This is a genomic window from Burkholderia sp. L-4 (genome assembly GCF_056856535.1).
In genome coordinates this window covers 327,171-352,091 of sequence record NZ_JBXEOX010000001.1, presented here as the reverse complement: position 1 = coordinate 352,091, position 24,921 = coordinate 327,171, and the positions used below count along the sequence as shown (strand labels likewise).

Sequence of the window (24,921 nt, the reverse complement as noted above, 5' to 3'; positions counted from 1 at the left end):
CCTTAACGCTTGTGACGGCGCTGGACGATCATCGTCGTCGTGCGCTTGTTGCTGCGGGTGCGGTAACCCTTAGCCGGCGTACCCCACGGGCTCACCGGATCGCGACCTGCAGCCGTCTTGCCCTCACCACCACCGTGCGGGTGATCAACCGGGTTCATCGCAACGCCACGCACCGTCGGGCGGATACCGCGCCAGCGGTTCGCGCCAGCCTTGCCGATCTGGCGCAGGCTATGCTCTTCGTTACCGACTTCACCGATCGTTGCACGGCACTCGATGTGCACGCGGCGGATTTCGCCCGAACGCAGACGAACCTGCGCGTAGACGCCTTCACGTGCCAGCAGCATGGCCGACGTGCCAGCCGAACGCGCCATTTGCGCGCCCTTGCCCGGCAGCATCTCGATGCAGTGGATCGTCGTACCGACCGGAATGTTGCGGATCGGCAGCGTGTTGCCTGCACGGATCGGCGCTTCCGAACCCGACATCAGCTGTTGGCCGACGGTCAGGCCCTTCGGGGCGATGATGTAGCGACGCTCGCCGTCTGCGTAGAGCACCAGCGCGATGTTCGCGCTACGGTTCGGGTCGTACTCGAGACGCTCGACCTTTGCCGGGATGCCATCCTTCGTGCGACGGAAATCGACGATACGGTAGTGCTGCTTGTGACCACCACCCTTGTGACGCGTGGTGATACGACCGTTGTTGTTACGGCCGGCGGTCGAGCTCTGCGAGTCGAGCAGTGCCGCGAACGGCTTGCCCTGGTGCAGGTTCTTGTTGACCACCTTGACCATCGCGCGGCGACCCGGCGATGTCGGCTTAACTTTAACGATTGCCATGATTACTTGGCCTCCGCTTCAAAGTTGATTTCCTGGCCGGGCTTCAGGCAAACGTACGCCTTCTTCACGTCCTTGCGACGGCCCATCGAACGGCCAAAGCGCTTTTGCTTGCCCTTCTGAACCAGCACGTTGACGGAATCAACTTCAACCTTGAACAGCAGCTCGACGGCCGCCTTCACTTCCTGCTTCGTGGCATCCGGTGCGACTTCGAACACGACTTGCTCGTTCTTGTCGGCAACCAGCGTCGCCTTTTCCGAGATCACCGGTGCGAGCAGGACCTGCATCAAACGATGATCGTTCTTGCGAATCTCGCTCATGACAGCAACTCCTCGATCTGGGCGACCGCAGCCTTCGTGACCAGCACTTTCTTGAAGTAGATCAGCGACAGCGGGTCAGCGTAGCGCGGCTCGACAATTGCCACGTGCGGCAGGTTGCGCGATGCCAGGTACAGGTTTTCGTCAACCGTGTCGGTGATGATCAGCACGGAGTCGAGACCCATGGTCTTGAATTTGTCGGCCAGCAGCTTGGTCTTCGGCGCTTCGAGGATGATGTCCTCGACGACCGACAGGCGGCCTTCACGGGCCAGCTGCGAGAAGATCGAGCAGAGACCTGCGCGATGCATCTTCTTGTTGACCTTGTGCGAGAAGTTTTCTTCCGGCGAATTCGGGAAGATACGACCACCGCCACGCCACAACGGGCTCGACGACATACCGGCACGAGCACGGCCCGTACCCTTCTGGCGCCACGGCTTCTTGGTCGTGTGCTTGACTTGCTCACGGTCCTTCTGTGCGCGGTTACCCTGGCGAGCATTCGCCTGGTAAGCGACGACGACCTGGTGGATCAGCGCTTCGTTGTAGTCACGACCGAACACGACGTCCGATGCGTTGACCACTGCACCTTCCTGACCATTTTCGTTCAGGAGCTTGAGTTCCATTATTTCGCCCCCTTGGTCTTGACGGCCGGCGTCACGAAGACCTTGCCGCCCTTCGCGCCCGGAATCGCACCCTTCACGAGCAGCAGCTTGCGCTCTGCGTCGATACGAGCGATTTCGAGGTTCTGCACCGTCACCGTCACGTCACCCATGTGACCCGTCATGCGTTTACCCGGGAAAACACGACCCGGATCCTGCGCCATACCGATCGAGCCCGGCACGTTGTGCGAGCGCGAGTTACCGTGCGTGGCACGGCCGGAGGAGAAGTTGTAACGCTTGATCGTACCGGCGTAGCCCTTACCGATCGACACGCCTTGCACGTCGACCTTCTGGCCCACTTCGAAAAGATCTGCACCGACCACGGCGCCATTCGACAGCTCGGCTGCCTTGGCCGCGTCAATGCGGAATTCCTTGAGGATTTCACCGGCTTCGACACCGGCTTTGGCGAGATGACCTGCCAGCGGCTTCGTCACGCGCGATGCACGACGGGAGCCGAATGCAACCTGCACGGCCGTGTAGCCGTCGGTTTCAACAGTCTTGATCTGCGTCACGCGGTTGTCCGACACGTCCAGCACGGTGACGGGAATCGAATCCCCTTCAGCCGTGAAGATACGGGTCATGCCAACCTTGCGACCTACGAGTCCAAGGCTCATCATTTTCTCCATTCCCGACTGCGATTGGTCGGGGCTGATTTACAAAATGCCGGGCACGCAAGGCCCAACTTTTTTACGCGAATACGCGAAAAGCCAAGCAGTATAGCCCGACTTTTCCATTTCCGCAAGCAATACAAAGACTTAGCGCCGCCCGACATGCCGATCGGCGCCGGAAGCCTTACTGCAGCTTGATTTCCACGTCGACGCCAGCCGGCAGGTCGAGCTTCATCAGCGCGTCGACGGTCTTGTCCGTCGGGTCGACGATGTCCATCAGGCGCTGGTGGGTGCGGATTTCGAGCTGATCGCGCGACGTCTTGTTGACGTGCGGCGAACGCAGGATGTCAAAACGCTGAATGCGCGTCGGCAGCGGCACCGGGCCACGGACGATTGCGCCAGTCCGCTTCGCGGTATCGACGATCTCGGCAGCCGATTGATCGATCAGACGATAGTCGAATGCCTTCAGGCGAATGCGGATTTTCTGTTGCTGCATGACGATTCCTTGAAAAGAGCGAGGCGATGTTGCATCGCCGGACACTAAAAGAACGTGAAACATGACGCCAGCGGGGAGCGAAGCATCAGGTTCCGGACAGTACTTCCACTGCTAAGCCCGCGATTCTACACGAAATTCTGAAACCGTGGCGTGCATTTCACGGCCCACGCAACGCGCCGCCGGAAAAACAAAACCGGGTGCCAGCACAAGCTGGACACCCGGTTTCGACGGCACAACTGCGTACCGCGGAATCGCGGACCCCGTCGGGATCCGCGGATCGTCGATGTTACTCGATGATCTTGGCGACGACGCCGGCGCCGACCGTACGGCCGCCTTCGCGGATTGCGAAGCGCAGACCTTCTTCCATCGCGATCGGAGCGATCAGCTTCACCGTGATCGACACGTTGTCGCCCGGCATCACCATTTCCTTGTCCTTCGGCAGCTCGATCGAGCCCGTCACGTCCGTCGTACGGAAGTAGAACTGCGGACGGTAGTTGTTGAAGAACGGCGTGTGACGGCCGCCTTCGTCCTTGCTCAGCACGTACACTTCAGCCGTGAAGTGCGTGTGCGGCGTGATCGAACCCGGCTTCGCCAGAACCTGGCCACGCTCCACGTCTTCACGCTTCGTGCCGCGCAGCAGGATACCCACGTTGTCGCCTGCCTGACCTTGGTCCAGCAGCTTACGGAACATTTCAACGCCCGTGCAGGTCGTCTTCACCGTCGGCTTGATACCGACGATTTCGATTTCCTCGCCGACCTTCACGATGCCGCGCTCGACACGACCCGTCACCACCGTACCACGGCCCGAGATCGAGAACACGTCTTCCACCGGCATCAGGAACGCGCCGTCAACTGCACGCTCCGGCGTCGGGATGTACGTGTCCAGCGCGTCGGCCAGGCTCATGATCGCCACTTCGCCCAGCTCGCCCGTGTCGCCTTCCAGCGCCAGCTTCGCCGAACCCTTCACGATCGGCGTGTCGTCGCCCGGGAAGTCGTACTTCGACAGCAGCTCGCGAACTTCCATCTCGACCAGCTCGAGCAGTTCAGCGTCGTCCACCATGTCGCACTTGTTCAGGAACACGATGATGTACGGAACGCCAACCTGACGCGCCAGCAGGATGTGCTCACGCGTCTGCGGCATCGGGCCGTCAGCTGCCGAGCAAACCAGGATCGCGCCGTCCATCTGCGCCGCGCCCGTGATCATGTTCTTCACATAGTCAGCGTGGCCCGGGCAGTCGACGTGTGCGTAGTGGCGGTTCGCCGTTTCGTACTCGACGTGTGCCGTGTTGATCGTGATGCCGCGCGCCTTTTCTTCCGGTGCCGCGTCGATCTGGTCGTACGCCTTCGCTTCGCCGCCGAACTTCTTCGTCAGAACCGTCGTGATCGCTGCCGTCAGCGTCGTCTTGCCGTGGTCAACGTGACCAATCGTACCAACGTTCACGTGCGGCTTGGTCCGCTCAAACTTTTCTTTTGCCATGATTCTCTTCTTTCAAAAAATAATCAGTTGGTAGCTGCAGATTTACTTCGACTTCGCGCTGATGATCGCTTCGGCAACGTTGCGCGGAGCTTCAGCGTAGTGCTTGAACTCCATCGTGTACGTTGCGCGACCTTGCGTCAGCGAGCGCAGCGACGTCGAGTAACCGAACATTTCCGACAGCGGCACTTCGGCGCGAACGATCTTGCCGCCGCCGACCATGTCTTCCATGCCCTGGACGATACCGCGACGGCCCGACAGGTCGCCCATCACGTTGCCCATGTAGTCTTCCGGCGTCTCGACTTCGACGGCCATCATCGGCTCGAGGACGACCGGGTTCGCCTTGCGCATCGCTTCCTTGAACGCCATCGAACCGGCCATGCGGAACGCGTTTTCGTTCGAGTCAACGTCGTGGTACGAACCGAACGTCAGGTGAACCTTCACGTCGACGACCGGGAAGCCAGCCAGCACGCCCGACTTCAGCGTGTCCTGGATACCCTTGTCGACCGCCGGGATGTATTCACGCGGAATCACACCACCCTTGATCTCGTCGAAGAACTCGTAGCCCTTGCCTTGTTCGTTCGGCTCGAGCGTGATGACCGCGTGACCGTACTGGCCGCGGCCACCCGATTGCTTGACGAACTTGCCGTCGACATCCTTCGCCGTCGAGCGGATCGTCTCGCGGTACGCAACCTGCGGCTTGCCGACGGTTGCTTCCACGCCGAATTCACGCTTCATCCGGTCGACCAGAATTTCGAGGTGGAGCTCGCCCATGCCCGAAATGATGGTCTGGCCCGATTCTTCGTCGGTCTGCACGCGGAACGACGGGTCTTCCTGAGCCAGACGGTTCAGTGCGAGGCCCATCTTTTCCTGGTCAGCCTTGGTCTTCGGCTCGACAGCCTGCGAGATCACCGGCTCCGGGAACACCATGCGCTCGAGAACGATCGGGTTCGCCGGGTCGCACAGCGTGTCGCCCGTGGTCGCTTCCTTCAGGCCGACCGCAGCAGCGATGTCGCCTGCGCGAACTTCCTTGATTTCCTCACGCTGGTTCGCGTGCATCTGCAGAATACGGCCGAGGCGTTCCTTCTTGCCCTTGGTCGAGTTCAGCAGCGTGTCGCCCGAGTTGACGACGCCCGAGTACACACGGAAGAAGATCAGCTGGCCGACGAACGGGTCGGTCATGATCTTGAACGCGAGCGACGAGAACTTCTCTTCGTCCGACGCCTTGCGCTCCGCTTCTTCACCGTTTTCGAGCTCGCCCTTGACCGGCGGGATGTCGACCGGCGACGGCAGGAAGTCGATCACGGCGTCGAGCATACGCTGCACGCCCTTGTTCTTGAACGCGGTACCGCACAGCATCGGCTGGATTTCGCACGCGATCGTACGGTCGCGCAGCGCCTTGACGATGTCGGCTTCCGGCAGATCGCCTTCTTCCAGGTACTTGTTCATCAGGTCTTCGCTGGCTTCGGCAGCCACTTCGACCATCTTCTCGCGCCATTCCTTGCAGGTCTCCGCGAGCTCGGCCGGGATGTCGACGTAGTCGAACTTCGTGCCTTGCGACGCTTCGTCCCAAATGATCGCCTTCATCTTGATCAGGTCGACGACGCCCTTGAAGTTTTCTTCCGCGCCGATCGGCACCACGACCGGAACCGGGTTCGCCTTCAGACGCAGACGGAGCTGGTCGTAGACCTTGAAGAAGTTCGCGCCGGTACGGTCCATCTTGTTGACGAACGCGAGACGCGGCACCTTGTACTTGTTCGCCTGGCGCCACACCGTTTCCGACTGCGGCTGCACGCCGCCCACTGCGCAGTACACCATGCACGCGCCGTCGAGCACGCGCATCGAGCGCTCGACTTCGATCGTGAAGTCGACGTGGCCCGGGGTGTCGATGATGTTGATGCGGTGTTCCGGATAGTTGCCGCCCATGCCCTTCCAGAAGGCCGTGGTAGCAGCGGACGTGATCGTGATGCCACGTTCCTGTTCCTGCTCCATCCAGTCCATCGTGGCTGCGCCGTCGTGGACTTCACCGATCTTGTGGTTCACACCGGTGTAAAACAGAATGCGCTCGGTCGTCGTCGTTTTGCCGGCGTCGATGTGAGCGCTAATACCGATATTGCGGTAGCGCTCGATAGGAGTCTTGCGAGCCACTTTGATCCTCTACTGGGATAACACGATGCAGCCCGGCTGCATCATGCTTCAACACAAACGGGCGAGGCGCCTGAAAAGCGCACCCGCCCGGAATTTATTTCCGCTAACAGCCCAGCCAGGCGCTTAGAAACGGAAATGCGAGAACGCGCGGTTGGCTTCTGCCATGCGGTGAACTTCGTCGCGCTTCTTCATCGCGCCGCCACGGCCTTCGGCCGCTTCGGAGAGTTCACCTGCCAGGCGCAGGGCCATCGACTTCTCGCTGCGCTTCTTCGCAGCCTCACGCAGCCAGCGCATCGCCAATGCCATACGACGCGACGGGCGCACTTCGACCGGAACTTGATAGTTGGCACCACCAACGCGACGGCTCTTCACTTCGACCACCGGCTTCACGTTGTTGAGCGCAACCGTGAACACTTCCAGCGGGTCCTTGCCACCCTTGGTCTGGATTTGTTCGAATGCGCCATAAACGATGCGCTCTGCGACCGACTTCTTGCCGGACAGCATCAGCATGTTCATGAACTTGGCAACATCAACGTTGCCGAACTTCGGATCCGGCAACACTTCCCGCTTGGGGACTTCGCGACGACGCGGCATGATTCTTCCTTTACTTGTTCAGTTGGAGCTGGTTCCAGCTCCGCGGCCACCAACAAACCCGATCACATCTTCACGACTAACCAGCTTGGCCGGGTGACCACTTACTCGACAGCACCGGCAATCCGGCACTCCCGCCTTGACCGCCCTGCGGCGATCCCTGATCAAAAACTGCTTACTTGGCAGCCTTTGCACGCTTCGCGCCGTACTTCGAGCGCGCTTGCTTACGGTCCTTGACGCCCTGGGTATCCAGCGAGCCGCGAACCATGTGGTAACGCACACCCGGCAAGTCCTTCACACGGCCGCCGCGGATCAGCACAACCGAGTGTTCCTGCAGGTTGTGGCCTTCACCGCCGATGTACGAAATCACTTCGAAGCCGTTCGTCAGACGAACCTTGGCGACCTTACGGAGTGCCGAGTTCGGCTTCTTCGGCGTCGTCGTGTACACACGGGTGCACACGCCGCGACGCTGGGGGCAGTCCTGCAGGGCCGGGCTCTTGCTCTTCGTCGTTTCCGACTGACGGCCTTTGCGAACCAGTTGGTTGATGGTTGGCATTGTTTATTCCTGAAATTGAACAAAATCTGCGCATCGATTTCGGGCAAAGCGAGAATCGGCGCACAGTTGACTTCCGCACCGGCGAATCGGGCGCGCGCTTTCGAACGCGACACAGCCCACCGAATACCGGAACCCAGCATAATAGTCCGGAAATACCAACTAAGTCAACGGGTTGCGTGATTTGCCGGTCGACCGCGTGGTTTACAGGAAGGGTCCGAACACCTGTGTCAGGCCGATTCGACCACGTCGATGATCTCGTCGCCGAAGCGTTCGAGCTTGCGTACGCCCATGCCGGGGATGTGGCGCAGGTCGTCGATCGACTCCGGTGCGTTGCGCGCGATTTCCGCGAGCGTCGCATCGTGGAAGATCACGTAGGCCGGCACGCCGTCGGTCTTCGCGGTTTCCGCGCGCCACGCGCGCAACGCGTCCCACCGTGCGCGCTCGCGCGTGCCCATGCCGGCGGTCGGGTCGACGCGCGTGCCGCTGCGGCTCGACGACTGGCGCGTGCGCTGCGGCTTCACGTAGCGGCGCAGCGTGACCTTCTCCTCGTTCTTCAGCACGGCCTTCGCGGCCTCCGTCAGCATCAGCGCGCCAAAGCCGCCATGGTCGACCGCCAGGTAGCCGTACGCGACGAGCTGCCTGAAAATCGCGCGCCATTCCGGTTCGGACAGCGCCGCGCCGATCCCGAACGTGCTGAGCTGGTCGTGGCCGCGCTGCAACACCTTCTCGGTGCGCCCGCCGCGCAGGATCTCGATCAGGTGGCTCGAGCCGAAATTGAAACCGCTCGCGCGCTGCGCGCGGAACACGCACGACAACGCCATCTGCGCCTCGCGCGTGGCGTCCCACGACGCAGGCGGCTCGAGGCAGGTGTCGCAGTTGCCGCACGGCCGGCTCTCTTCGCCGAAGTAGTTCAGCAACCGCACGCGGCGGCACGAAATCGTCTCGCACAGCCCGAGCAGCGCGTCGAGCTTCGACGTCTGCACGCGCTTGTGTGCGTCGTCCGCATCCGATTCGTCGATCATCTTGCGCTGCTGGACGACGTCGCCGAGGCCGTACGCCATCCACGCATTCGCGGGCATCCCGTCGCGGCCCGCACGGCCCGTTTCCTGGTAGTAGCCTTCGACGCTCTTCGGCAGATCCAGGTGCGCGACGAAGCGCACGTCGGGCTTGTCGATGCCCATGCCGAACGCGATCGTCGCGCACATCACGATACCCTCTTCGCGCTGGAACATTTCCTGGTGCTTCTGCCGCACCTCGAACTCCATCCCGGCGTGATAGGGCAGCGCCCGCACGCCTTGCGCCTTCAGCCATTCGGCCGTTTCCTCGACCTTGCGACGCGACAGGCAATAGACGACGCCGGCGTCGGTCGTGCCGTCGGCATTCGTGTGCTCCGCGCGGATGAAGTCGAGCAGCTGCGCGCGCGCGTTGTCCTTCTCGACGATCCGGTAGCGGATGTTGGGGCGATCGAAGCTCGATACGAACACGCGTGCGTCGTCGAGCGCGAGACGATGGATGATCTCGTCGCGCGTGATCGCGTCGGCCGTGGCCGTCAGCGCGATGCGCGGCACCGACGGGAAGCGCTCGTGAAGCACCGACAGCTGGATGTATTCCGGACGGAAATCGTGCCCCCATTGCGACACGCAGTGCGCTTCGTCGATCGCGAACAGGCCGATCTTCGCGCGTTCGAGCAGGTCGAGGAAGCGCCCGGTCATCAGCCGCTCCGGTGCGACGTACAGCAGGTCGATCTCGCCTTCGCGCAGCGCGCGCTCGGTGGCCGCGGCCTCGGCGCCCGACAGCGTCGAATTCAGGTAGGCCGCGCGCACGCCGACTTCGCGCAGCGCGGCGACCTGGTCCTGCATCAGCGCGATCAACGGCGACACGACGATGCCGGCGCCCTGCCCGGCCTCGCGGCGCAGCAGCGCCGGGATCTGGTAGCACAACGACTTGCCGCCGCCCGTGGGCATCAGCACGAGACAATCGCCGCCGCCGGCGACGTGCTCGACGATCTCGCCCTGCTGGCCGCGAAAGGCGGAATAACCAAAGACTTCGTCGAGGATTTCGAGGGCGCGGGACATGAATGGGAACAAGGACGGCTGAACGATGATCGCGATTTTAACAACCCGCTTGCGCGGCGCGTGGCGAATCGAGCGTTGTTGGCCGTTCGGTCAGGGTCCGTTCGCGTGCATCGCGGGCCTGTCGCGGCCGCGCGGCCGGCGATTGCGGGCATGCGCGGGCGCGGCTCAGGCACGTCATGCACGTGAACGACGGATGAAAAAAAACCGCCCGGCGGAACCGGACGGTTTCGGTGACAGCGAGGTGAGGCGGCTTGCGCCGCCCGCACTTACTCGGCTGCCGGGTGTTGCGGCTCTTCCGCCGGCGCGCTCGGCGTGCCGAAGTCGAATGCCTCTTCCGCTGCGATCTGGTCGAAACGCTCGCGATCCGACGATTCCTTCGCCTTGCGTGCCTTGTGGAACGCGAGACCCGTACCGGCCGGAATCAGACGGCCGACGATCACGTTTTCCTTCAGGCCGCGCAGATCGTCGCGCTTGCCCATGATCGCCGCTTCGGTCAGCACGCGGGTCGTTTCCTGGAACGATGCCGCAGAGATGAACGAGTCGGTCGACAGCGATGCCTTCGTGATACCGAGCAGCACGTTGTCGTACGAAGCCGGGCGCTTGCCCTCGGCGATCATGCGATCGTTCTCGTCCAGCATGTCGGAACGCTCGACCTGTTCGCCCGGGATGAAGCGCGTATCGCCGTTGTCGGTGATCTGCACACGACGCAGCATCTGGCGAACGATCACCTCGATGTGCTTGTCGTTGATCTTCACGCCCTGCAGACGATACACGTCCTGCACTTCGTCGACGATGTAGCGCGACAGCGCCTCGATACCCTGCAGACGCAGGATGTCGTGCGGATCGGCCGGACCGTCCACGATCATTTCGCCCTTGTTGACGACCTGGGCATCGTGAACCAGAACCTGCTTTTCCTTCGCGATCAGGAACTCGTGCTGGTTGCCCTCGAGATCCGTGATGACGAGACGCTGCTTGCCCTTCGTGTCCTTGCCGAACGACGTCGTACCCGTGACTTCCGCGAGAATGCCGGCATCCTTCGGCGAACGCGCTTCGAACAGTTCCGCCACCCGCGGCAGACCGCCGGTAATGTCACGCGTCTTCTGCGCTTCGGTCGGGATACGTGCGAGCACTTCACCGACCTGCACCTGCTGGCCGTCCTTCACGGTGATCAGTGCGCCGACCTGGAAGCCGATCTGCACCGCGTGCTCCGTGCCCGGAATCTTCACTTCGTCGCCGTTCGCGTCGAGCAGCTTCACCTGCGGACGCACGCTCTTCGAAGCCTGCGAACCGCGACGCTTCACGTCGATCACGACCAGCGTCGACAGGCCGGTCACGTCGTCGATCTGCTTCGCGACGGTCACGCCTTCCTCGACGTTCTCGAACTTCACCGTACCACCGTACTCGGTGATGATCGGACGCGTCAGCGGATCCCACGTGGCGAGCTGCGTGCCGGCCTTGATCGTCGCGCCGTCGAGCTGCAGCAGCGTCGCGCCGTACGGCACTTTGTGACGCTCTCGCTCGCGACCGAAGTCGTCGGTGATCATCGCTTCGCCCGAGCGGGAAATGACGATCTGCTCGCCCTTCGCGTTCGTGACGTAGCGCATCGTCGCCGTGAAGCGCACGATACCGTTGCTCTTCGCTTCGACCGACGAAGCCACTGCCGCACGCGATGCCGCACCACCGATGTGGAAGGTACGCATCGTCAGCTGCGTGCCCGGCTCACCGATCGACTGTGCCGCGATCACGCCGACTGCTTCGCCGACGTTCACGAGCGAGCCGCGGCCGAGGTCACGGCCGTAGCAGGCCGCGCACAGGCCGTAGCGCGTTTCGCAGGTCAGCGGCGTGCGCACGCGCACTTCGTCGATGCCGAGGCGTTCGATTTCCTCGACCGCCGTTTCGTCGAGCAGCGTGCCCGATTCGTACACCGTTTCCTGCGTTTCCGGGTTCACGACGTCCGCGACCGCGACGCGGCCGAGGATACGGTCGCGCAGCGCTTCGACGACTTCACCGCCTTCGACCAGCGCCTTCATCGCGACGCCGTTCGACGTGCCGCAATCGTCTTCCACCACGACCAGATCCTGCGTGACGTCGACGAGACGACGCGTCAGGTAACCCGAGTTCGCGGTCTTCAGTGCCGTATCAGCCAGACCCTTACGTGCACCGTGGGTCGAGATGAAGTACTGCAACACGTTCAGACCTTCGCGGAAGTTCGCGGTAATCGGCGTCTCGATAATCGAGCCGTCCGGCTTCGCCATCAGGCCGCGCATACCGGCCAGCTGACGAATCTGAACCGCCGAACCCCGGGCGCCCGAGTCGGCCATCATGTAGATCGAGTTGAACGACTCCTGGCGCGTTTCCTTGCCGTCGCGGTCCGTCACCGGCTCCGTCGACAGCTGCTCCATCATCGCCTTGCCGACCGCTTCCGACGTTGCCGACCAGATGTCGACCACGTTGTTGTAGCGTTCCTGCGCGGTGACGAGACCGGACATGTACTGGCGGTCGTACTCCTTCACCTTCTTCGCGGCGTCGCCGACGATCGTTTCCTTCTGCGGCGGCACGAGCATGTCGTCCACGCAGATCGAAATGCCGGCACGCGTCGCGAGACGGAAACCCGACTGCATCAGCTGGTCGGCGAACACCACCGTCGCGCGCAGACCGCACTTGCGGAACGCCGTGTTGATCAGGCGCGAGATTTCCTTCTTCTTCAGCGGCTTGTTCAGCACCGAGAACGGCAGGCCGTGCGGCAGGATCTCCGACAGGATCGCGCGGCCGACGGTCGTCGCGTACAGCGAGATCTTCGGCACGAATTCCGGCGCGCCTTCCGACGTGTCCTCGTTGCGGACCATTTCGGTGATCCGCACGTTGACGCGCGAGGCCAGCTCGACTTCCTTGTTCTCGTACGCGCGGATCACTTCCGACACGCCCGTGAACGACAGGCCTTCGCCCTTCGCGTTGACGGCTTCGCGGGTCGCGTAGTACAGACCCAGCACGATATCCTGCGACGGCACGATCGACGGATCGCCGTTGGCCGGGAACAGCACGTTGTTCGACGCCAGCATCAGCGTACGCGCTTCCATCTGCGCTTCGAGCGACAGCGGCACGTGAACGGCCATCTGGTCACCGTCGAAGTCGGCGTTGAACGCCGCGCAAACGAGCGGGTGCAGCTGGATTGCCTTGCCTTCGATCAGCACCGGCTCGAACGCCTGGATACCGAGACGGTGCAGCGTCGGCGCACGGTTCAGCATCACCGGGTGCTCGCGGATCACCTCTTCGAGGATGTCCCACACCACCGGCGTCTGGTTCTCGACTTCCTTCTTCGCAGCCTTGATGGTCGTCGCGACGCCCATCACTTCCAGCTTGTTGAAGATGAACGGCTTGAACAGCTCGAGCGCCATCAGCTTCGGCAGACCGCACTGGTGCAGCTTCAGCGTCGGGCCGACCACGATGACCGAACGGCCCGAGTAGTCGACGCGCTTGCCCAGCAGGTTCTGACGGAAACGACCGCCCTTGCCCTTGATCATGTCGGCGAGCGACTTCAGCGGACGCTTGTTCGCGCCCGTCATCGCCTTGCCGCGACGGCCGTTGTCGAGCAGCGAGTCGACGGCTTCCTGCAGCATCCGCTTTTCGTTGCGGACGATGATTTCAGGCGCCTTCAGCTCGAGCAGACGCTTCAACCGGTTGTTACGGTTGATCACGCGGCGATACAGGTCGTTCAGGTCCGACGTCGCGAAGCGGCCGCCGTCCAGCGGCACGAGCGGACGCAGTTCCGGCGGCAGCACCGGCAGCACTTCGAGGATCATCCACTCGGGCTTGATGCCCGAGCGCTGGAATGCCTCGAGGACCTTCAGGCGCTTCGCGTACTTCTTGATCTTCGCTTCCGAGCCGGTGTTCTTCAGCTCGGTGCGCAGCGTCTCGACCTGCTCGTCGATGTTGATCGCGCGCAGCAGTTCACGCACGCCTTCCGCGCCCATCTCGGCACGGAATTCGTCGCCGTATTCCTCGACCTTGTTGTAGTAATCCTCTTCGGTCATGATCTGCCGCGCCTTCAGCGGCGTCATGCCCGGTTCGATCACCACATAGGCTTCGAAGTACAGCACGCGTTCGATGTCGCGCAGCGTCATGTCGAGCACCATGCCCAGACGCGACGGCAGCGACTTCAGGAACCAGATGTGCGCGACCGGCGAGGCCAGTTCGATGTGGCCCATCCGTTCGCGACGCACCTTCGCCAGCGTCACTTCGACGCCGCACTTCTCGCAGATCACGCCGCGGTGCTTCAGACGCTTGTACTTGCCGCACAGGCACTCGTAGTCCTTGATCGGCCCGAAGATCTTCGCGCAGAAGAGACCATCGCGTTCCGGCTTGAACGTACGGTAGTTGATGGTCTCCGGCTTCTTCACTTCGCCGAACGACCACGAACGGATCTTGTCCGGCGAGGCCAGACCGATCTTGATCGCGTCGAAAACTTCTTCCTGTTGGACTTGCTTGAATAGATCGAGCAGAGCTTTCATTGCTTTCTCTCCGTAGTCCGATTAATTGCGGTCGAGATCGATATCGATACCGAGCGAGCGGATTTCCTTCACGAGCACGTTGAAGGATTCCGGCATGCCTGCATCGATCACGTGATCGCCCTTGACGAGGTTTTCGTACACCTTCGTCCGGCCGGTCACGTCGTCCGACTTCACCGTCAGCATTTCCTGCAGCACGTAGGACGCGCCGTACGCTTCGAGTGCCCACACTTCCATTTCACCGAAACGCTGGCCACCGAACTGCGCCTTACCACCCAGCGGCTGCTGCGTGACGAGCGAGTACGGGCCGGTCGAACGCGCGTGCATCTTGTCGTCGACCAAGTGGTGCAGCTTCAGGTAGTGCATGTAGCCGAGCGTCACGCGACGTTCGAACATTTCACCCGTGCGGCCGTCGTACAGACGGACCTGGTTCTTCGACGGGTTCATGCCGAGCTGTTCGGCGATGTCGTCCGGGAACGCGAGGTCGAGCATCTTGCCCATTTCTTCCTCGGTCGCACCGTCGAACACCGGCGTCGCGAACGGCACGCCTTCACGCAGGTTCTTCGCGAGTTCGAGGATCTCGTCGTCGGTGAAGCTTTCCAGGTCTTCCTGGCGGCCCGACTCGTTGTAGATCTTCGTCAGGAACACGCGCAGTTCCTCGATCTTCGCCTGACGCTGCAGCATTTCGCCGATACGCCAGCCGAGGCCCTTCGCGGCCCAGCCGAGGTGCACTTCGAGAACCTGACCCACGTTCATCCGCGACGGCACGCCGAGCGGGTTCAGCACGACGTCTGCCGGACGGCCGTCGGCCATGTACGGCATGTCTTCGATCGGAACGATCTTCGACACGACACCCTTGTTACCGTGACGGCCTGCCATCTTGTCGCCAGGCTGCAGACGGCGCTTCACCGCGAGGTACACCTTGACCATCTTCAGCACGCCCGGCGGCAGTTCGTCGCCTTGCGTGAGCTTCTTGCGCTTCTCTTCGAACGCGAGGTCGAACTGGTGACGCTTTTCCTCGATCGAGTTCTTGATCGCTTCGAGCTGCGCCGCTGCCTCGTCGTCCGCCAGGCGGATGTCGAACCAGTGGTAGTGGTCGAGGTCTTCCAGGTAAGCCTGGTCGATCTTCGTGCCCTTCGCGAGCTTCTTCGGGCCGCCGTTCGCGACCTTGCCCACGAGCATGCGGGCGAGACGCTGGAACGCGTCGCCTTCCACGATACGCAGCTGGTCGTTCAGGTCGAGGCGGTAGCGCTTCAGTTCGTCGTCGATGATCTGTTGCGCACGCTTGTCGCGCTGGATGCCTTCACGCGTGAACACCTGGACGTCGATCACGGTGCCGCTCATGCCCGACGGCACGCGCAGCGACGTGTCCTTCACGTCCGAAGCCTTCTCGCCGAAGATCGCGCGCAGCAGCTTCTCTTCCGGCGTCAGCTGGGTCTCGCCCTTCGGCGTGACCTTGCCGACCAGCACGTCGCCTGCTTCGACTTCGGCACCGATGTACACGATGCCCGATTCGTCGAGACGGCCGAGCTGGACTTCCGCCAGGTTCGAGATGTCGCGCGTGATTTCTTCCGGCCCGAGCTTCGTGTCGCGTGCAACGACGTTCAGCTCTTCGATGTGGATCGACGTGTAGCGATCGTCCGCGACCACCTTCTCCGAGATCAGGATCGAATCCTCGAAGTTGTAGCCGTTCCACGGCATGAACGCGATCAGCATGTTCTGGCCGAGCGCGAGCTCGCCCAGGTCCGTCGAGGCGCCGTCGGCCAGCACGTCGCCGCGCGAGACCTTGTCGCCCATCTTCACGATCGGACGCTGGTTGATGTTCGTGTTCTGGTTCGAACGCGTGTACTTGATCAGGTTGTAGATGTCGACACCGACTTCACCTGCGACCGCTTCGTCGTCGTTCACGCGAATCACGATACGGCCCGCGTCGACATAGTCGACGACGCCGCCGCGGAACGCCTGAACCGTCGTACCCGAGTCGACCGCGCAGGTGCGCTCGATGCCCGTACCGACGACCGGCTTTTCCGGACGCAGACACGGCACCGCCTGACGCTGCATGTTCGAACCCATCAGTGCACGGTTCGCGTCATCGTGCTCGAGGAACGGAATCAGCGAGGCTGCCACCGACACGATCTGCGACGGCGCGACGTCCATGTACTGGATACGGTCCGGCGTGACCATCATCGTTTCGCCGGCTTCACGCGACGACACGAGTTCGTCGATCAGCTGGCCGTTCTCGTCGATCGCGGCGTTCGCCTGCGCGATCATGTAGCGGCCTTCCTCGATCGCCGACAGGTAGTCGATCTGGTCGGTCACCTTGCTGTCCACGACCTTGCGGTACGGCGTCTCGAGGAAGCCGTATTCGTTCAGGTGCGCGTACAGTGCGAGCGAGTTGATCAGGCCGATGTTCGGACCTTCCGGCGTTTCGATCGGGCACACGCGGCCGTAGTGGGTCGGGTGCACGTCGCGGACTTCGAAGCCTGCGCGTTCGCGCGTCAGACCGCCCGGGCCCAGTGCGGAAACACGGCGCTTGTGCGTGATTTCCGACAGCGGGTTGGTCTGGTCCATGAACTGCGACAGCTGCGACGAACCGAAGAACTCGCGGATCGCCGACGAAATCGGCTTCGAGTTGATCAGGTCGTGCGGCATCAGGTTTTCGCTTTCGGCCTGGCCGAGGCGTTCCTTGACCGCGCGCTCGACACGCACGAGACCCGCGCGGAACTGGTTTTCCGCCAGTTCGCCGACGCAACGCACGCGACGGTTGCCGAGGTGGTCGATGTCGTCCACTTCGCCCTTGCCGTTGCGCAGCTCGACGAGGATCTTGATCGTCGCGAGGATGTCGTCGTCCTGCAGCGTCATCGGGCCGACGATCTCGTCACGGCCGACGCGGCGGTTGAACTTCATGCGGCCGACCTTCGACAGGTCGTACGCTTCCTCGCTGTAGAACAGACGGTTGAACAGCGCCTCGACCGCTTCTTCGGTCGGCGGCTCGCCCGGACGCATCATGCGGTAGATCGCGATGCGCGCGGCCGTCTTGTCGGTCGTTTCGTCGACACGCAGCGTCGACGAGATGTACGGGCCCTGGTCCAGGTCGTTCGTGTAGAGCGTCTGGATGTCCTTGATGCCCGCTTCGCGCAGCTTCTCGAGCACGCTTTCCGTGACTTCGTCGTTCGCGCTCGCGATCACTTCGCCGGTGTCGCCGTCGACGACGTTCTTCGCCAGCACGCGGCCGAGCAGATAGTCTTCCGGCACCGAGATGAACTTGGTCTTCGCGGCTTCGAGGTCGCGAATGTGCTTCGCGTTGATCCGCTTGTCCTTCTGGACGATGACCTTGCCATCACGATCCGTGATGTCGAAACGCGCGACTTCACCACGCAGGCGCTCGGGCACGAACTCGAGTTGCGCGCCTTCGTCCATCAGCGTGAAGTTGTCGAACACGAAGAAGTTCGCGAGGATCTGTTCCGGCGTCAGGCCGATGGCCTTCAGCAGGATCGTGACCGGCATCTTGCGGCGACGGTCGACGCGGAAGTACAGGATGTCCTTCGGATCGAATTCGAAGTCGAGCCACGAGCCGCGGTACGGAATGATCCGTGCCGAGAACAGCAGCTTGCCCGAGCTGTGCGTCTTGCCCTTGTCGTGTTCGAAGAACACGCCCGGCGAACGGTGCAGCTGCGAGACGATGACACGCTCGGTGCCGTTGATGACGAACGAGCCCGTCGGCGTCATGAGCGGAATTTCGCCCATGTACACTTCCTGCTCCTTCACTTCCTTGACGACCGGCTTGTTCGGCGATTCCTTGTCGAGGATGACAAGGCGGACCTTCGCGCGCAGCGCGGAGCAGTACGTCAGGCCACGCTGCTGGCATTCCTTGATGTTGAATGCCGGCGAGGACAGCGCATAGCTCACGAACTCGAGGCGCGCGAAACCGTTGTGCGAAACAATGGGAAATACCGATGTGAACGCGGCCTGCAAACCTTCAGGCTTGCGTTGCGTCGCCGGCACATCGGCTTGCAGAAACGTGCTGAATGATTCAAGCTGGGTAGCCAGCAAGAACGGAACTTGGTGAACGATGGGGCGCTTCGCGAAACTCTTGCGAATGCGCTTCTTCTCGGTGAAGGAATATTGCATACGATCTCCGAATCACGGCGGGTGCTATCGAGGCGGAATACCTGGACGTTTCAAACCCGAGTGTTCACCGACTGAGACCCGATGGCCGTTCGACGGCTTGAACGAGCCGAGAAGCTTGGTGGTTGGCCGCTACCAACCGCTGGCTGACGGCAGCGGATGCCTGTGTTGCCCGCTACCCGACCAAACTTGCCTTCTGCAGTCGCTTCAGAAGACAAAGAGAACCGCCAATCGTGCGTGATCTTTCACAACGATCAGGCGGTTTTCTTTGGCTTCTGGGGCCGATTATTCGGGCTCCCGAATGAGTGCCAGAATAACGTCCCCACAAAGCACAAAAAGGCCGGCGGTGAAAATACCGCCAGCCTTCGCACAGCGCGTCGAAACTTACTTGACTTCGACCTTCGCGCCAGCTTCTTCCAGCTTCTTCTTGGCTTCTTCAGCAGCAGCCTTGTCGACGCCTTCCTTGACGGGCTTCGGTGCACCGTCAACCAGGTCCTTCGCTTCCTTCAGGCCCAGGCCCGTCAGTTCGCGAACGGCCTTGATGACCGAAACCTTGTTGGCGCCGGCTTCAGCCAGGACGACCGTGAATTCGGTCTTCTCTTCTGCTGCAGCAGCAGCGCCGCCGCCTGCCGGGCCAGCGACTGCCACTGCAGCTGCCGACACGCCAAACTTCTCTTCGAACGCCTTGACCAGTTCGTTCAGTTCCAGAACGGTCATCCCTTCGACTGCTGCCAGGATGTCTTCTTTTGCGATTGCCATTTGAAATACTCCTAAATTGAATTCGGATACAGCCAGCGATCAGTAACGCTGATGCACGCTCGCTTATGCAGCTTCCGCTTGCTTCTTCTCGGCCAGCGCTGCCAGAGCACGCGCGAAGCCCGAAACAGGCGATTGCATAACGAACAGCAGCTTCGAGAGCAGTTCTTCGCGGCTCGGGATGCTTGCCAGCGCTTGCACGCCAGCCTTGTCCATCACCTTGCCATCGAACGAACCAGCCTTGATGACCAACTTGTCATTGCCCTTGCTGAAGTCGTTGACGACCTTAGCAGCAGCAATTGCATCTTCCGAGATGCCGTAGATCAACGGACCAGTCATCTGCTCTGCCAGCGGAGCAAACGGCGTACCTTCAACAGCGCGACGCGCCAGCGTGTTCTTCAACACGCGCAGGTAAACCTTCTGCTCACGCGCTTGCGCGCGCAGCTTGGTCAGATCGCCAACCGCAATTCCACGATACTCAGCCAGCACAACGGTCTGGGCCTTCGCGACTTGCGCGGAAACCTCAGCGACGACGGCTTGCTTGTCTTCTCTATTAAGCGGCACGGTTAGCCTCCAGAAACGATACGTTCGGCGCGGCCGGTATGGCCGAAACCTCACGTACCTCGTTCAACAACGGCGTCCGACCTCGTTAGGAGTATTTCCACCTCACGCCGCGAATCGCTTCACGGCCTGCGGCTTCACCACTGCAAAACTTTTTCGGGTTCGCCATCTGCGTTGGCTTGAATTAAGGGATCACCCGACTGCTGCGCCCCACCAACGGTCTTTGATAACCGGTTGCTCGCCTTGCTGCACGAGCAACCGCCCAAAGCCCATGTAGGCCGCTTCGCGAACGAAGCGGCCCGAATACTTGCTTACTGTGCTGCCAGCGTAGCCTGGTCGACACGCACGCCGACGCCCATCGTGCTCGACAGTGCGATCTTGCGCAGGTACACGCCCTTGCTCGTTGCCGGCTTGGCCTTCTGCAGCGCTTCGATCAGCGCCGACAGGTTCGAACGCAGTGCGGTCGGTTCGAACGATGCACGGCCGATGGTCGCGTGGATGATACCGGCCTTGTCGACACGGAATTGCACCTGACCAGCCTTCGCGTTCTTGACGGCGGTTGCGACGTCCGGCGTGACCGTACCGACCTTCGGGTTCGGCATCAGGCCGCGCGGGCCGAGGATCTGGCCCAGCGTACCGACGATACGCATCGTGTCCGGCGAAGCGATCACGATGTCGAAGTCCATCTGGCCAGCCTTGATCTGCTCAGCCAGGTCTTCCATACCGACGATTTCCGCGCCTGCTGCACGTGCCTGCTCGGCCTTTTCGCCTTGCGCGAACACGGCAACGCGAACCGACTTGCCCGTACCGGCCGGCAGAACGACCGAACCACGAACGACCTGGTCCGACTTCTTTGCATCGATGCCGAGCTGGACTGCGACGTCGATCGACTCGTCGAACTTCGCGCTCGCGCATTCCTTCACGAGGCTCAGTGCGTCTTCGATCGCGTACAGCTTCTGACGATCAACCTTGGCGGCAAATGCCTGACGGCGCTTGGAGATCTTAGCCATTTACACGCCCTCCACAGTGATGCCCATCGAGCGTGCGCTACCAGCGATGGTGCGAACGGCTGCGTCCAGATCAGCTGCCGTAAGGTCCGGCATCTTGGTCTTCGCGATTTCTTCGGCTTGAGCGCGCGTGATCGAACCGACCTTGTCGGTGTGCGGCTTGCTCGAGCCCTTGTCCACCTTCGCCGCCTTCTTGATCAGGACGGTTGCCGGCGGCGTCTTCATCACGAACGTGAAGCTCTTGTCAGCGAATGCCGTGATGACCACCGGCACCGGCAGACCCGGCTCCATGCCTTGAGTCTGCGCGTTGAACGCCTTGCAGAACTCCATGATGTTCAGGCCGCGCTGGCCCAGTGCCGGACCGACCGGCGGCGACGGGTTGGCTTTACCTGCAGGGATCTGCAGCTTGATAAAGCCGATAATCTTCTTTGCCATTTGTGAACCTCATTGGAACGCCGAAAGGGCGTTCGGTGAGTAATAACGCGCGTTCGCCGCTGGCTACTGACGCTCCTCAACGGCCATGACGCGGGCCGTAAGCGCGAAGGTGGGCAGCCGAGGCTGCCCACCGAATCGGGATCAAACTTTTTCGACCTGGCCGAATTCGAGTTCGACCGGGGTGGATCGACCAAAGATGGTGACCGACACACGCACGCGCGATTTTTCGTAGTTGACTTCTTCGACGGTGCCGTTGAAGTCCGTGAACGGGCCTTCCTTGACACGCACCATCTCGCCGACTTCGAACAGGGTCTTCGGGCGCGGCTTCTCGACGCCTTCCTGCATCTGCGACATGATCTTCTCGACTTCCTTCGGGGAAATCGGGGTCGGGCGGTTACGCGCACCGCCGACGAAGCCGGTGACCTTCGCGGTGTTCTTCACGAGGTGCCACGTTTCGTCCGTCATCTCCATTTCCACCAGCACGTAGCCGGGGAAGAAACGACGCTCGGTCACCGCCTTGTGACCGCCCTTGACTTCAACCACTTCTTCGGTCGGGACCAGGATCTGACCGAATTTGTCCTGCATGCCAGCACGTTCGATGCGCTCCTGAAGCGCACGTTGCACGCTCTTCTCCATACCGGAGTAGGCGTGCACGACGTACCAACGTTTTCCGCTCGGGGATGCCGGAGTATCGCTCATATCATTTCCAACCCAGAATCGCCGAGAAAATCACCCATTCGATCGATTTGTCACTCAACCAGAGGAAAATCGCCATCACGAGCACGAAACCGAACACGACGAGCGTGGTTTGCGTTGCTTCCTTGCGGGTGGGCCAAACGACCTTCCGGACTTCCTTGTACGAATCCTTGGCAAAAGCGATGAGGCTCTTGCCAGGGGCCGACATCAGCCCGACGGCCACACCGGCGATGATCCCTACCGCCAACGCGGCACCGCGGACATACCACTGCTGATTGGCCAGCCAGAAGAAGCCCACGAATCCGGCCAACACCAGCAATACACCCAGGGCCAGCATCAGCTTATCGCCGGAGGTATTTACAGTTTCGACGGATGGATTCGCCATAACACCTTAAAACAAATGCCACGTAGGACACGTGGCTATTTTTGGCAGGGGCAGAGGGAATCGAACCCCCAACCTTCGGTTTTGGAGACCGACGCTCTGCCAGTTGAGCTATACCCCTAAACCATGTTGGGGCCGGCTGTTGCCAGCCCCAAAACTGTCGATCAACGAATAACTGGCTTACTCGATGATCTTGGCGACGACGCCGGCGCCGACCGTACGGCCGCCTTCGCGGATTGCGAAGCGCAGACCTTCTTCCATCGCGATCGGAGCGATCAGCTTCACCGTGATCGACACGTTGTCGCCCGGCATCACCATTTCCTTGTCCTTCGGCAGCTCGATCGAGCCCGTCACGTCCGTCGTACGGAAGTAGAACTGCGGACGGTAGTTGTTGAAGAACGGCGTGTGACGGCCGCCTTCGTCCTTGCTCAGCACGTACACTTCAGCCGTGAAGTGCGTGTGCGGCGTGATCGAACCCGGCTTCGCCAGAACCTGGCCACGCTCCACGTCTTCACGCTTCGTGCCGCGCAGCAGGATACCCACGTTGTCGCCTGCCTGACCTTGGTCCAGCAGCTTACGGAACATTTCAACGCCCGTGCAGGTCGTCTTCACCGTCGGCTTGATACCGACGATTTCGATTTCCTCGCCGACCTTCACGATGCCGCGCTCGACACGACCCGTCACCACCGTACCACGGCCCGAGATCGAGAACACGTCTTCCACCGGCATCAGGAACGCGCCGTCAACTGCACGCTCCGGCGTCGGGATGTACGTGTCCAGCGCGTCGGCCAGGCTCATGATCGCCACTTCGCCCAGCTCGCCCGTGTCGCCTTCCAGCGCCAGCTTCGCCGAACCCTTCACGATCGGCGTGTCGTCGCCCGGGAAGTCGTACTTCGACAGCAGCTCGCGAACTTCCATCTCGACCAGCTCGAGCAGTTCAGCGTCGTCCACCATGTCGCACTTGTTCAGGAACACGATGATGTACGGAACGCCAACCTGACGCGCCAGCAGGATGTGCTCACGCGTCTGCGGCATCGGGCCGTCAGCTGCCGAGCAAACCAGGATCGCGCCGTCCATCTGCGCCGCGCCCGTGATCATGTTCTTCACATAGTCAGCGTGGCCCGGGCAGTCGACGTGTGCGTAGTGGCGGTTCGCCGTTTCGTACTCGACGTGTGCCGTGTTGATCGTGATGCCGCGCGCCTTTTCTTCCGGTGCCGCGTCGATCTGGTCGTACGCCTTCGCTTCGCCGCCGAACTTCTTCGTCAGAACCGTCGTGATCGCTGCCGTCAGCGTCGTCTTGCCGTGGTCAACGTGACCAATCGTACCAACGTTCACGTGCGGCTTGGTCCGCTCAAACTTTTCCTTGGCCATTTTCAACTCCCAAAAGGAATTTCACAGGTTGCGCCGCGCGCAAACAAGACACTGACTTTTTACTGCTGGTGCCCATGGGCAGGATCGAACTGCCGACCTCTCCCTTACCAAGGGAGTGCTCTACCACTGAGCCACATGGGCGTTTTACGCTTCAACTTCGCGGTCTGGAGCGGGTGAAGGGAATCGAACCCTCGTCGTAAGCTTGGAAGGCTTCTGCTCTACCATTGAGCTACACCCGCACGGGCCACTAACGATTCCCTACCGCTCGCTACGCTGATATCTTGGTGGAGGAGGTTGGATTCGAACCAACGTAGGCGTAAGCCAACAGATTTACAGTCTGCCCCCTTTAGCCACTCGGGCACCCCTCCGTAGAGAACTGACGATTATGGGGGTGCATCGCACTCGTGTCAAGCACATCCGGAAGATTATTTTCACTCTCTTCCTGACTCCCGCTTTACCACCGATCTCCCGCCCTTGCCCGGCTAAGGCAAGCACGAGATGTTGCCGACCGGCGCCACATCTTCGTCAGACTCCGCCCTTAGCGCCGATCTGCATCTGCGCTAAAAACGAAAGACCGCCATCATACGACCTCTTTCACACAATGCCAAGCGGGTAGACGCAAAATTTCCGCAAATTTCGTGCCGGGCGGCTTCGCCGACCTCGCGGACGGTGTGCCTGGCGGCTTCCGCACGCGGTTGCTTGCGCGAAATCGGGATTACTCGCTACCCGCGTCGCCGCGGCCAGGCTCGAACTGCCCGGGGCACCCGGCAAGGGGTTATCCGAACCTTCCGGTGGTGGCGCCATGGCAACGGCGCCGCCGCGCCCGGATGAAATCCCCCACGCGGACCTACGGCCGGCGCGATACCGACCCTCGCCTTCCGTCATCTTCCCGCGTGGATTCCCATGCACCTGCTCGCTCTTGCGATTGCCTTCACGGCCTTGGGCGGACCGGCCGCACATGCCGCCGCCACTGACACCCGGTGTCGCTCGAGCCCGATCGCGAAGATCCGTCAGCAAGCCCAGGATAAAAAACACGCCGAGAGACGCTCCGGAGCGGCAGCAGCTCTCGCCGCATATGATCAGTTGAAGCCCGCGTGCTCGACGTCCGCTGCCTGAGCTCGACGCATAACGGTTCGACCGCAGCATGGTCGATGAATCAGGACGCGATCGCCTATGCACGGCGGACCAACGATGCGTCCGTTTATCCCGTCCCGGCCGGCGACAGCGCCCCGCCCGCCGAATCCGACAGCGCGACCTGCCTGGGGGGGCGTGCTGCAGCCTTTGCTCGGCGATGATGTACGGTCACCAGGCGCGCCCCACACGCCCCGCACC

The 24,921-nt window shown here is 61.7% G+C and carries 19 protein-coding genes and 4 tRNA genes; all 23 read right to left on the bottom strand.

Annotation, left to right across the window (positions count from 1 at the left end):
* Window positions 1–2 precede the first annotated feature (2 nt).
* The 23 genes from rplB to AC1VVG_RS01520 all read right to left on the bottom strand — a co-directional run bounded on the left by rplB (window position 3) and on the right by AC1VVG_RS01520 (window position 23,957).
* Window positions 3–830, bottom strand: a complete 828-nt coding sequence (gene rplB, locus AC1VVG_RS01630) for a 50S ribosomal protein L2 (RefSeq protein ID WP_006482900.1) — start codon at window positions 828–830, stop codon at window positions 3–5.
* 2 nt (window positions 831–832) lie between these two features.
* The gene (gene rplW, locus AC1VVG_RS01625) at window positions 833–1,147 is read right to left on the bottom strand and encodes a 50S ribosomal protein L23 (RefSeq protein WP_004199275.1); all 315 of its coding nucleotides are present in this window, start codon (window positions 1,145–1,147) and stop codon (window positions 833–835) included.
* A complete protein-coding gene (gene rplD / locus AC1VVG_RS01620) occupies window positions 1,144–1,764 on the bottom strand; it encodes a 50S ribosomal protein L4 (protein WP_006477192.1) in 621 nt (206 codons plus the stop codon). The genes rplW and rplD overlap by 4 nt, the downstream gene beginning before the upstream one ends.
* Window positions 1,764–2,414, bottom strand: coding sequence for a 50S ribosomal protein L3 (rplC, locus tag AC1VVG_RS01615; RefSeq protein ID WP_006482922.1), 651 nt, complete (start codon window positions 2,412–2,414; stop codon window positions 1,764–1,766). The genes rplD and rplC overlap by 1 nt, the downstream gene beginning before the upstream one ends.
* Before the next feature lie 178 nt (window positions 2,415–2,592).
* Window positions 2,593–2,904 (bottom strand): 30S ribosomal protein S10, encoded by a 312-nt coding sequence (gene rpsJ / locus AC1VVG_RS01610; protein WP_004199280.1) that lies wholly within the window; start codon window positions 2,902–2,904, stop codon window positions 2,593–2,595.
* 286 nt (window positions 2,905–3,190) lie between these two features.
* Complete coding sequence (tuf, locus tag AC1VVG_RS01605) at window positions 3,191–4,381, bottom strand: elongation factor Tu (RefSeq protein ID WP_006482910.1); 1,191 nt, start codon at window positions 4,379–4,381, stop codon at window positions 3,191–3,193.
* A 42-nt stretch (window positions 4,382–4,423) separates the two neighbouring features.
* Complete coding sequence (fusA, locus tag AC1VVG_RS01600) at window positions 4,424–6,526, bottom strand: elongation factor G (RefSeq protein ID WP_006482929.1); 2,103 nt, start codon at window positions 6,524–6,526, stop codon at window positions 4,424–4,426.
* 123 nt (window positions 6,527–6,649) lie between these two features.
* Window positions 6,650–7,120, bottom strand: coding sequence for a 30S ribosomal protein S7 (gene rpsG / locus AC1VVG_RS01595; RefSeq protein WP_006477195.1), 471 nt, complete (start codon window positions 7,118–7,120; stop codon window positions 6,650–6,652).
* A 172-nt stretch (window positions 7,121–7,292) separates the two neighbouring features.
* Window positions 7,293–7,673, bottom strand: a complete 381-nt coding sequence (gene rpsL / locus AC1VVG_RS01590) for a 30S ribosomal protein S12 (RefSeq protein WP_006400662.1) — start codon at window positions 7,671–7,673, stop codon at window positions 7,293–7,295.
* 227 nt (window positions 7,674–7,900) lie between these two features.
* Complete coding sequence (gene recQ / locus AC1VVG_RS01585) at window positions 7,901–9,748, bottom strand: DNA helicase RecQ (RefSeq protein WP_034191215.1); 1,848 nt, start codon at window positions 9,746–9,748, stop codon at window positions 7,901–7,903.
* 266 nt (window positions 9,749–10,014) lie between these two features.
* On the bottom strand, window positions 10,015–14,256 hold the full coding sequence (rpoC, locus tag AC1VVG_RS01580) for a DNA-directed RNA polymerase subunit beta' (RefSeq protein WP_034191214.1): 4,242 nt from the start codon (window positions 14,254–14,256) through the stop codon (window positions 10,015–10,017).
* 21 nt (window positions 14,257–14,277) lie between these two features.
* A complete protein-coding gene (gene rpoB / locus AC1VVG_RS01575; RefSeq protein WP_034191213.1) occupies window positions 14,278–18,384 on the bottom strand; it encodes a DNA-directed RNA polymerase subunit beta in 4,107 nt (1,368 codons plus the stop codon).
* A gap of 381 nt (window positions 18,385–18,765) precedes the next feature.
* Window positions 18,766–19,140: a 50S ribosomal protein L7/L12 gene (gene rplL, locus AC1VVG_RS01570; RefSeq protein ID WP_006477198.1), complete on the bottom strand. Its 375-nt coding sequence runs from the start codon at window positions 19,138–19,140 to the stop codon at window positions 18,766–18,768.
* 63 nt (window positions 19,141–19,203) lie between these two features.
* On the bottom strand, window positions 19,204–19,701 hold the full coding sequence (rplJ, locus tag AC1VVG_RS01565; RefSeq protein ID WP_034191212.1) for a 50S ribosomal protein L10: 498 nt from the start codon (window positions 19,699–19,701) through the stop codon (window positions 19,204–19,206).
* Window positions 19,702–20,009: 308 nt separating this feature from the next.
* Complete coding sequence (rplA, locus tag AC1VVG_RS01560) at window positions 20,010–20,708, bottom strand: 50S ribosomal protein L1 (protein WP_006482906.1); 699 nt, start codon at window positions 20,706–20,708, stop codon at window positions 20,010–20,012.
* Window positions 20,709–21,140 (bottom strand): 50S ribosomal protein L11, encoded by a 432-nt coding sequence (gene rplK, locus AC1VVG_RS01555; protein ID WP_006477201.1) that lies wholly within the window; start codon window positions 21,138–21,140, stop codon window positions 20,709–20,711.
* A gap of 141 nt (window positions 21,141–21,281) precedes the next feature.
* A complete protein-coding gene (nusG, locus tag AC1VVG_RS01550) occupies window positions 21,282–21,839 on the bottom strand; it encodes a transcription termination/antitermination protein NusG (protein WP_006400672.1) in 558 nt (185 codons plus the stop codon).
* A 1-nt stretch (window position 21,840) separates the two neighbouring features.
* The gene (gene secE / locus AC1VVG_RS01545; protein WP_006482892.1) at window positions 21,841–22,221 is read right to left on the bottom strand and encodes a preprotein translocase subunit SecE; all 381 of its coding nucleotides are present in this window, start codon (window positions 22,219–22,221) and stop codon (window positions 21,841–21,843) included.
* A gap of 42 nt (window positions 22,222–22,263) precedes the next feature.
* Window positions 22,264–22,339 (bottom strand) — tRNA-Trp (locus tag AC1VVG_RS01540).
* 59 nt (window positions 22,340–22,398) lie between these two features.
* Entirely contained in the window at window positions 22,399–23,589 is a 1,191-nt protein-coding gene (tuf, locus tag AC1VVG_RS01535) for an elongation factor Tu (protein WP_006482910.1), read from the bottom strand.
* Window positions 23,590–23,655: 66 nt separating this feature from the next.
* Window positions 23,656–23,730 (bottom strand) — tRNA-Thr (locus tag AC1VVG_RS01530).
* 24 nt (window positions 23,731–23,754) lie between these two features.
* Window positions 23,755–23,828: transfer RNA gene (locus AC1VVG_RS01525), tRNA-Gly, on the bottom strand.
* 43 nt (window positions 23,829–23,871) lie between these two features.
* Window positions 23,872–23,957: transfer RNA gene (locus AC1VVG_RS01520), tRNA-Tyr, on the bottom strand.
* Between the last annotated feature and the right edge of the window lie 964 nt (window positions 23,958–24,921).

Coding starts and splice junctions, on each gene's coding strand:
- rplC (WP_006482922.1), bottom strand. CDS start 2,414: ATGAGCCTTGGACTCGTAGGTCGCAAGGTTGGCATGACCCGTATCTTC.
- recQ (WP_034191215.1), bottom strand. CDS start 9,748: ATGTCCCGCGCCCTCGAAATCCTCGACGAAGTCTTTGGTTATTCCGCC.
- rpoC (WP_034191214.1), bottom strand. CDS start 14,256: ATGAAAGCTCTGCTCGATCTATTCAAGCAAGTCCAACAGGAAGAAGTT.
- rplD (WP_006477192.1), bottom strand. CDS start 1,764: ATGGAACTCAAGCTCCTGAACGAAAATGGTCAGGAAGGTGCAGTGGTC.
- rplW (WP_004199275.1), bottom strand. CDS start 1,147: ATGAGCGAGATTCGCAAGAACGATCATCGTTTGATGCAGGTCCTGCTC.
- secE (WP_006482892.1), bottom strand. CDS start 22,221: ATGGCGAATCCATCCGTCGAAACTGTAAATACCTCCGGCGATAAGCTG.
- rpoB (WP_034191213.1), bottom strand. CDS start 18,384: ATGCAATATTCCTTCACCGAGAAGAAGCGCATTCGCAAGAGTTTCGCG.
- tuf (WP_006482910.1), bottom strand. CDS start 23,589: ATGGCCAAGGAAAAGTTTGAGCGGACCAAGCCGCACGTGAACGTTGGT.
- rplK (WP_006477201.1), bottom strand. CDS start 21,140: ATGGCAAAGAAGATTATCGGCTTTATCAAGCTGCAGATCCCTGCAGGT.
- nusG (WP_006400672.1), bottom strand. CDS start 21,839: ATGAGCGATACTCCGGCATCCCCGAGCGGAAAACGTTGGTACGTCGTG.
- tuf (WP_006482910.1), bottom strand. CDS start 4,381: ATGGCAAAAGAAAAGTTTGAGCGGACCAAGCCGCACGTGAACGTTGGT.
- rplA (WP_006482906.1), bottom strand. CDS start 20,708: ATGGCTAAGATCTCCAAGCGCCGTCAGGCATTTGCCGCCAAGGTTGAT.
- rpsL (WP_006400662.1), bottom strand. CDS start 7,673: ATGCCAACCATCAACCAACTGGTTCGCAAAGGCCGTCAGTCGGAAACG.
- rplL (WP_006477198.1), bottom strand. CDS start 19,140: ATGGCAATCGCAAAAGAAGACATCCTGGCAGCAGTCGAAGGGATGACC.
- rplB (WP_006482900.1), bottom strand. CDS start 830: ATGGCAATCGTTAAAGTTAAGCCGACATCGCCGGGTCGCCGCGCGATG.
- rpsJ (WP_004199280.1), bottom strand. CDS start 2,904: ATGCAGCAACAGAAAATCCGCATTCGCCTGAAGGCATTCGACTATCGT.
- rpsG (WP_006477195.1), bottom strand. CDS start 7,120: ATGCCGCGTCGTCGCGAAGTCCCCAAGCGGGAAGTGTTGCCGGATCCG.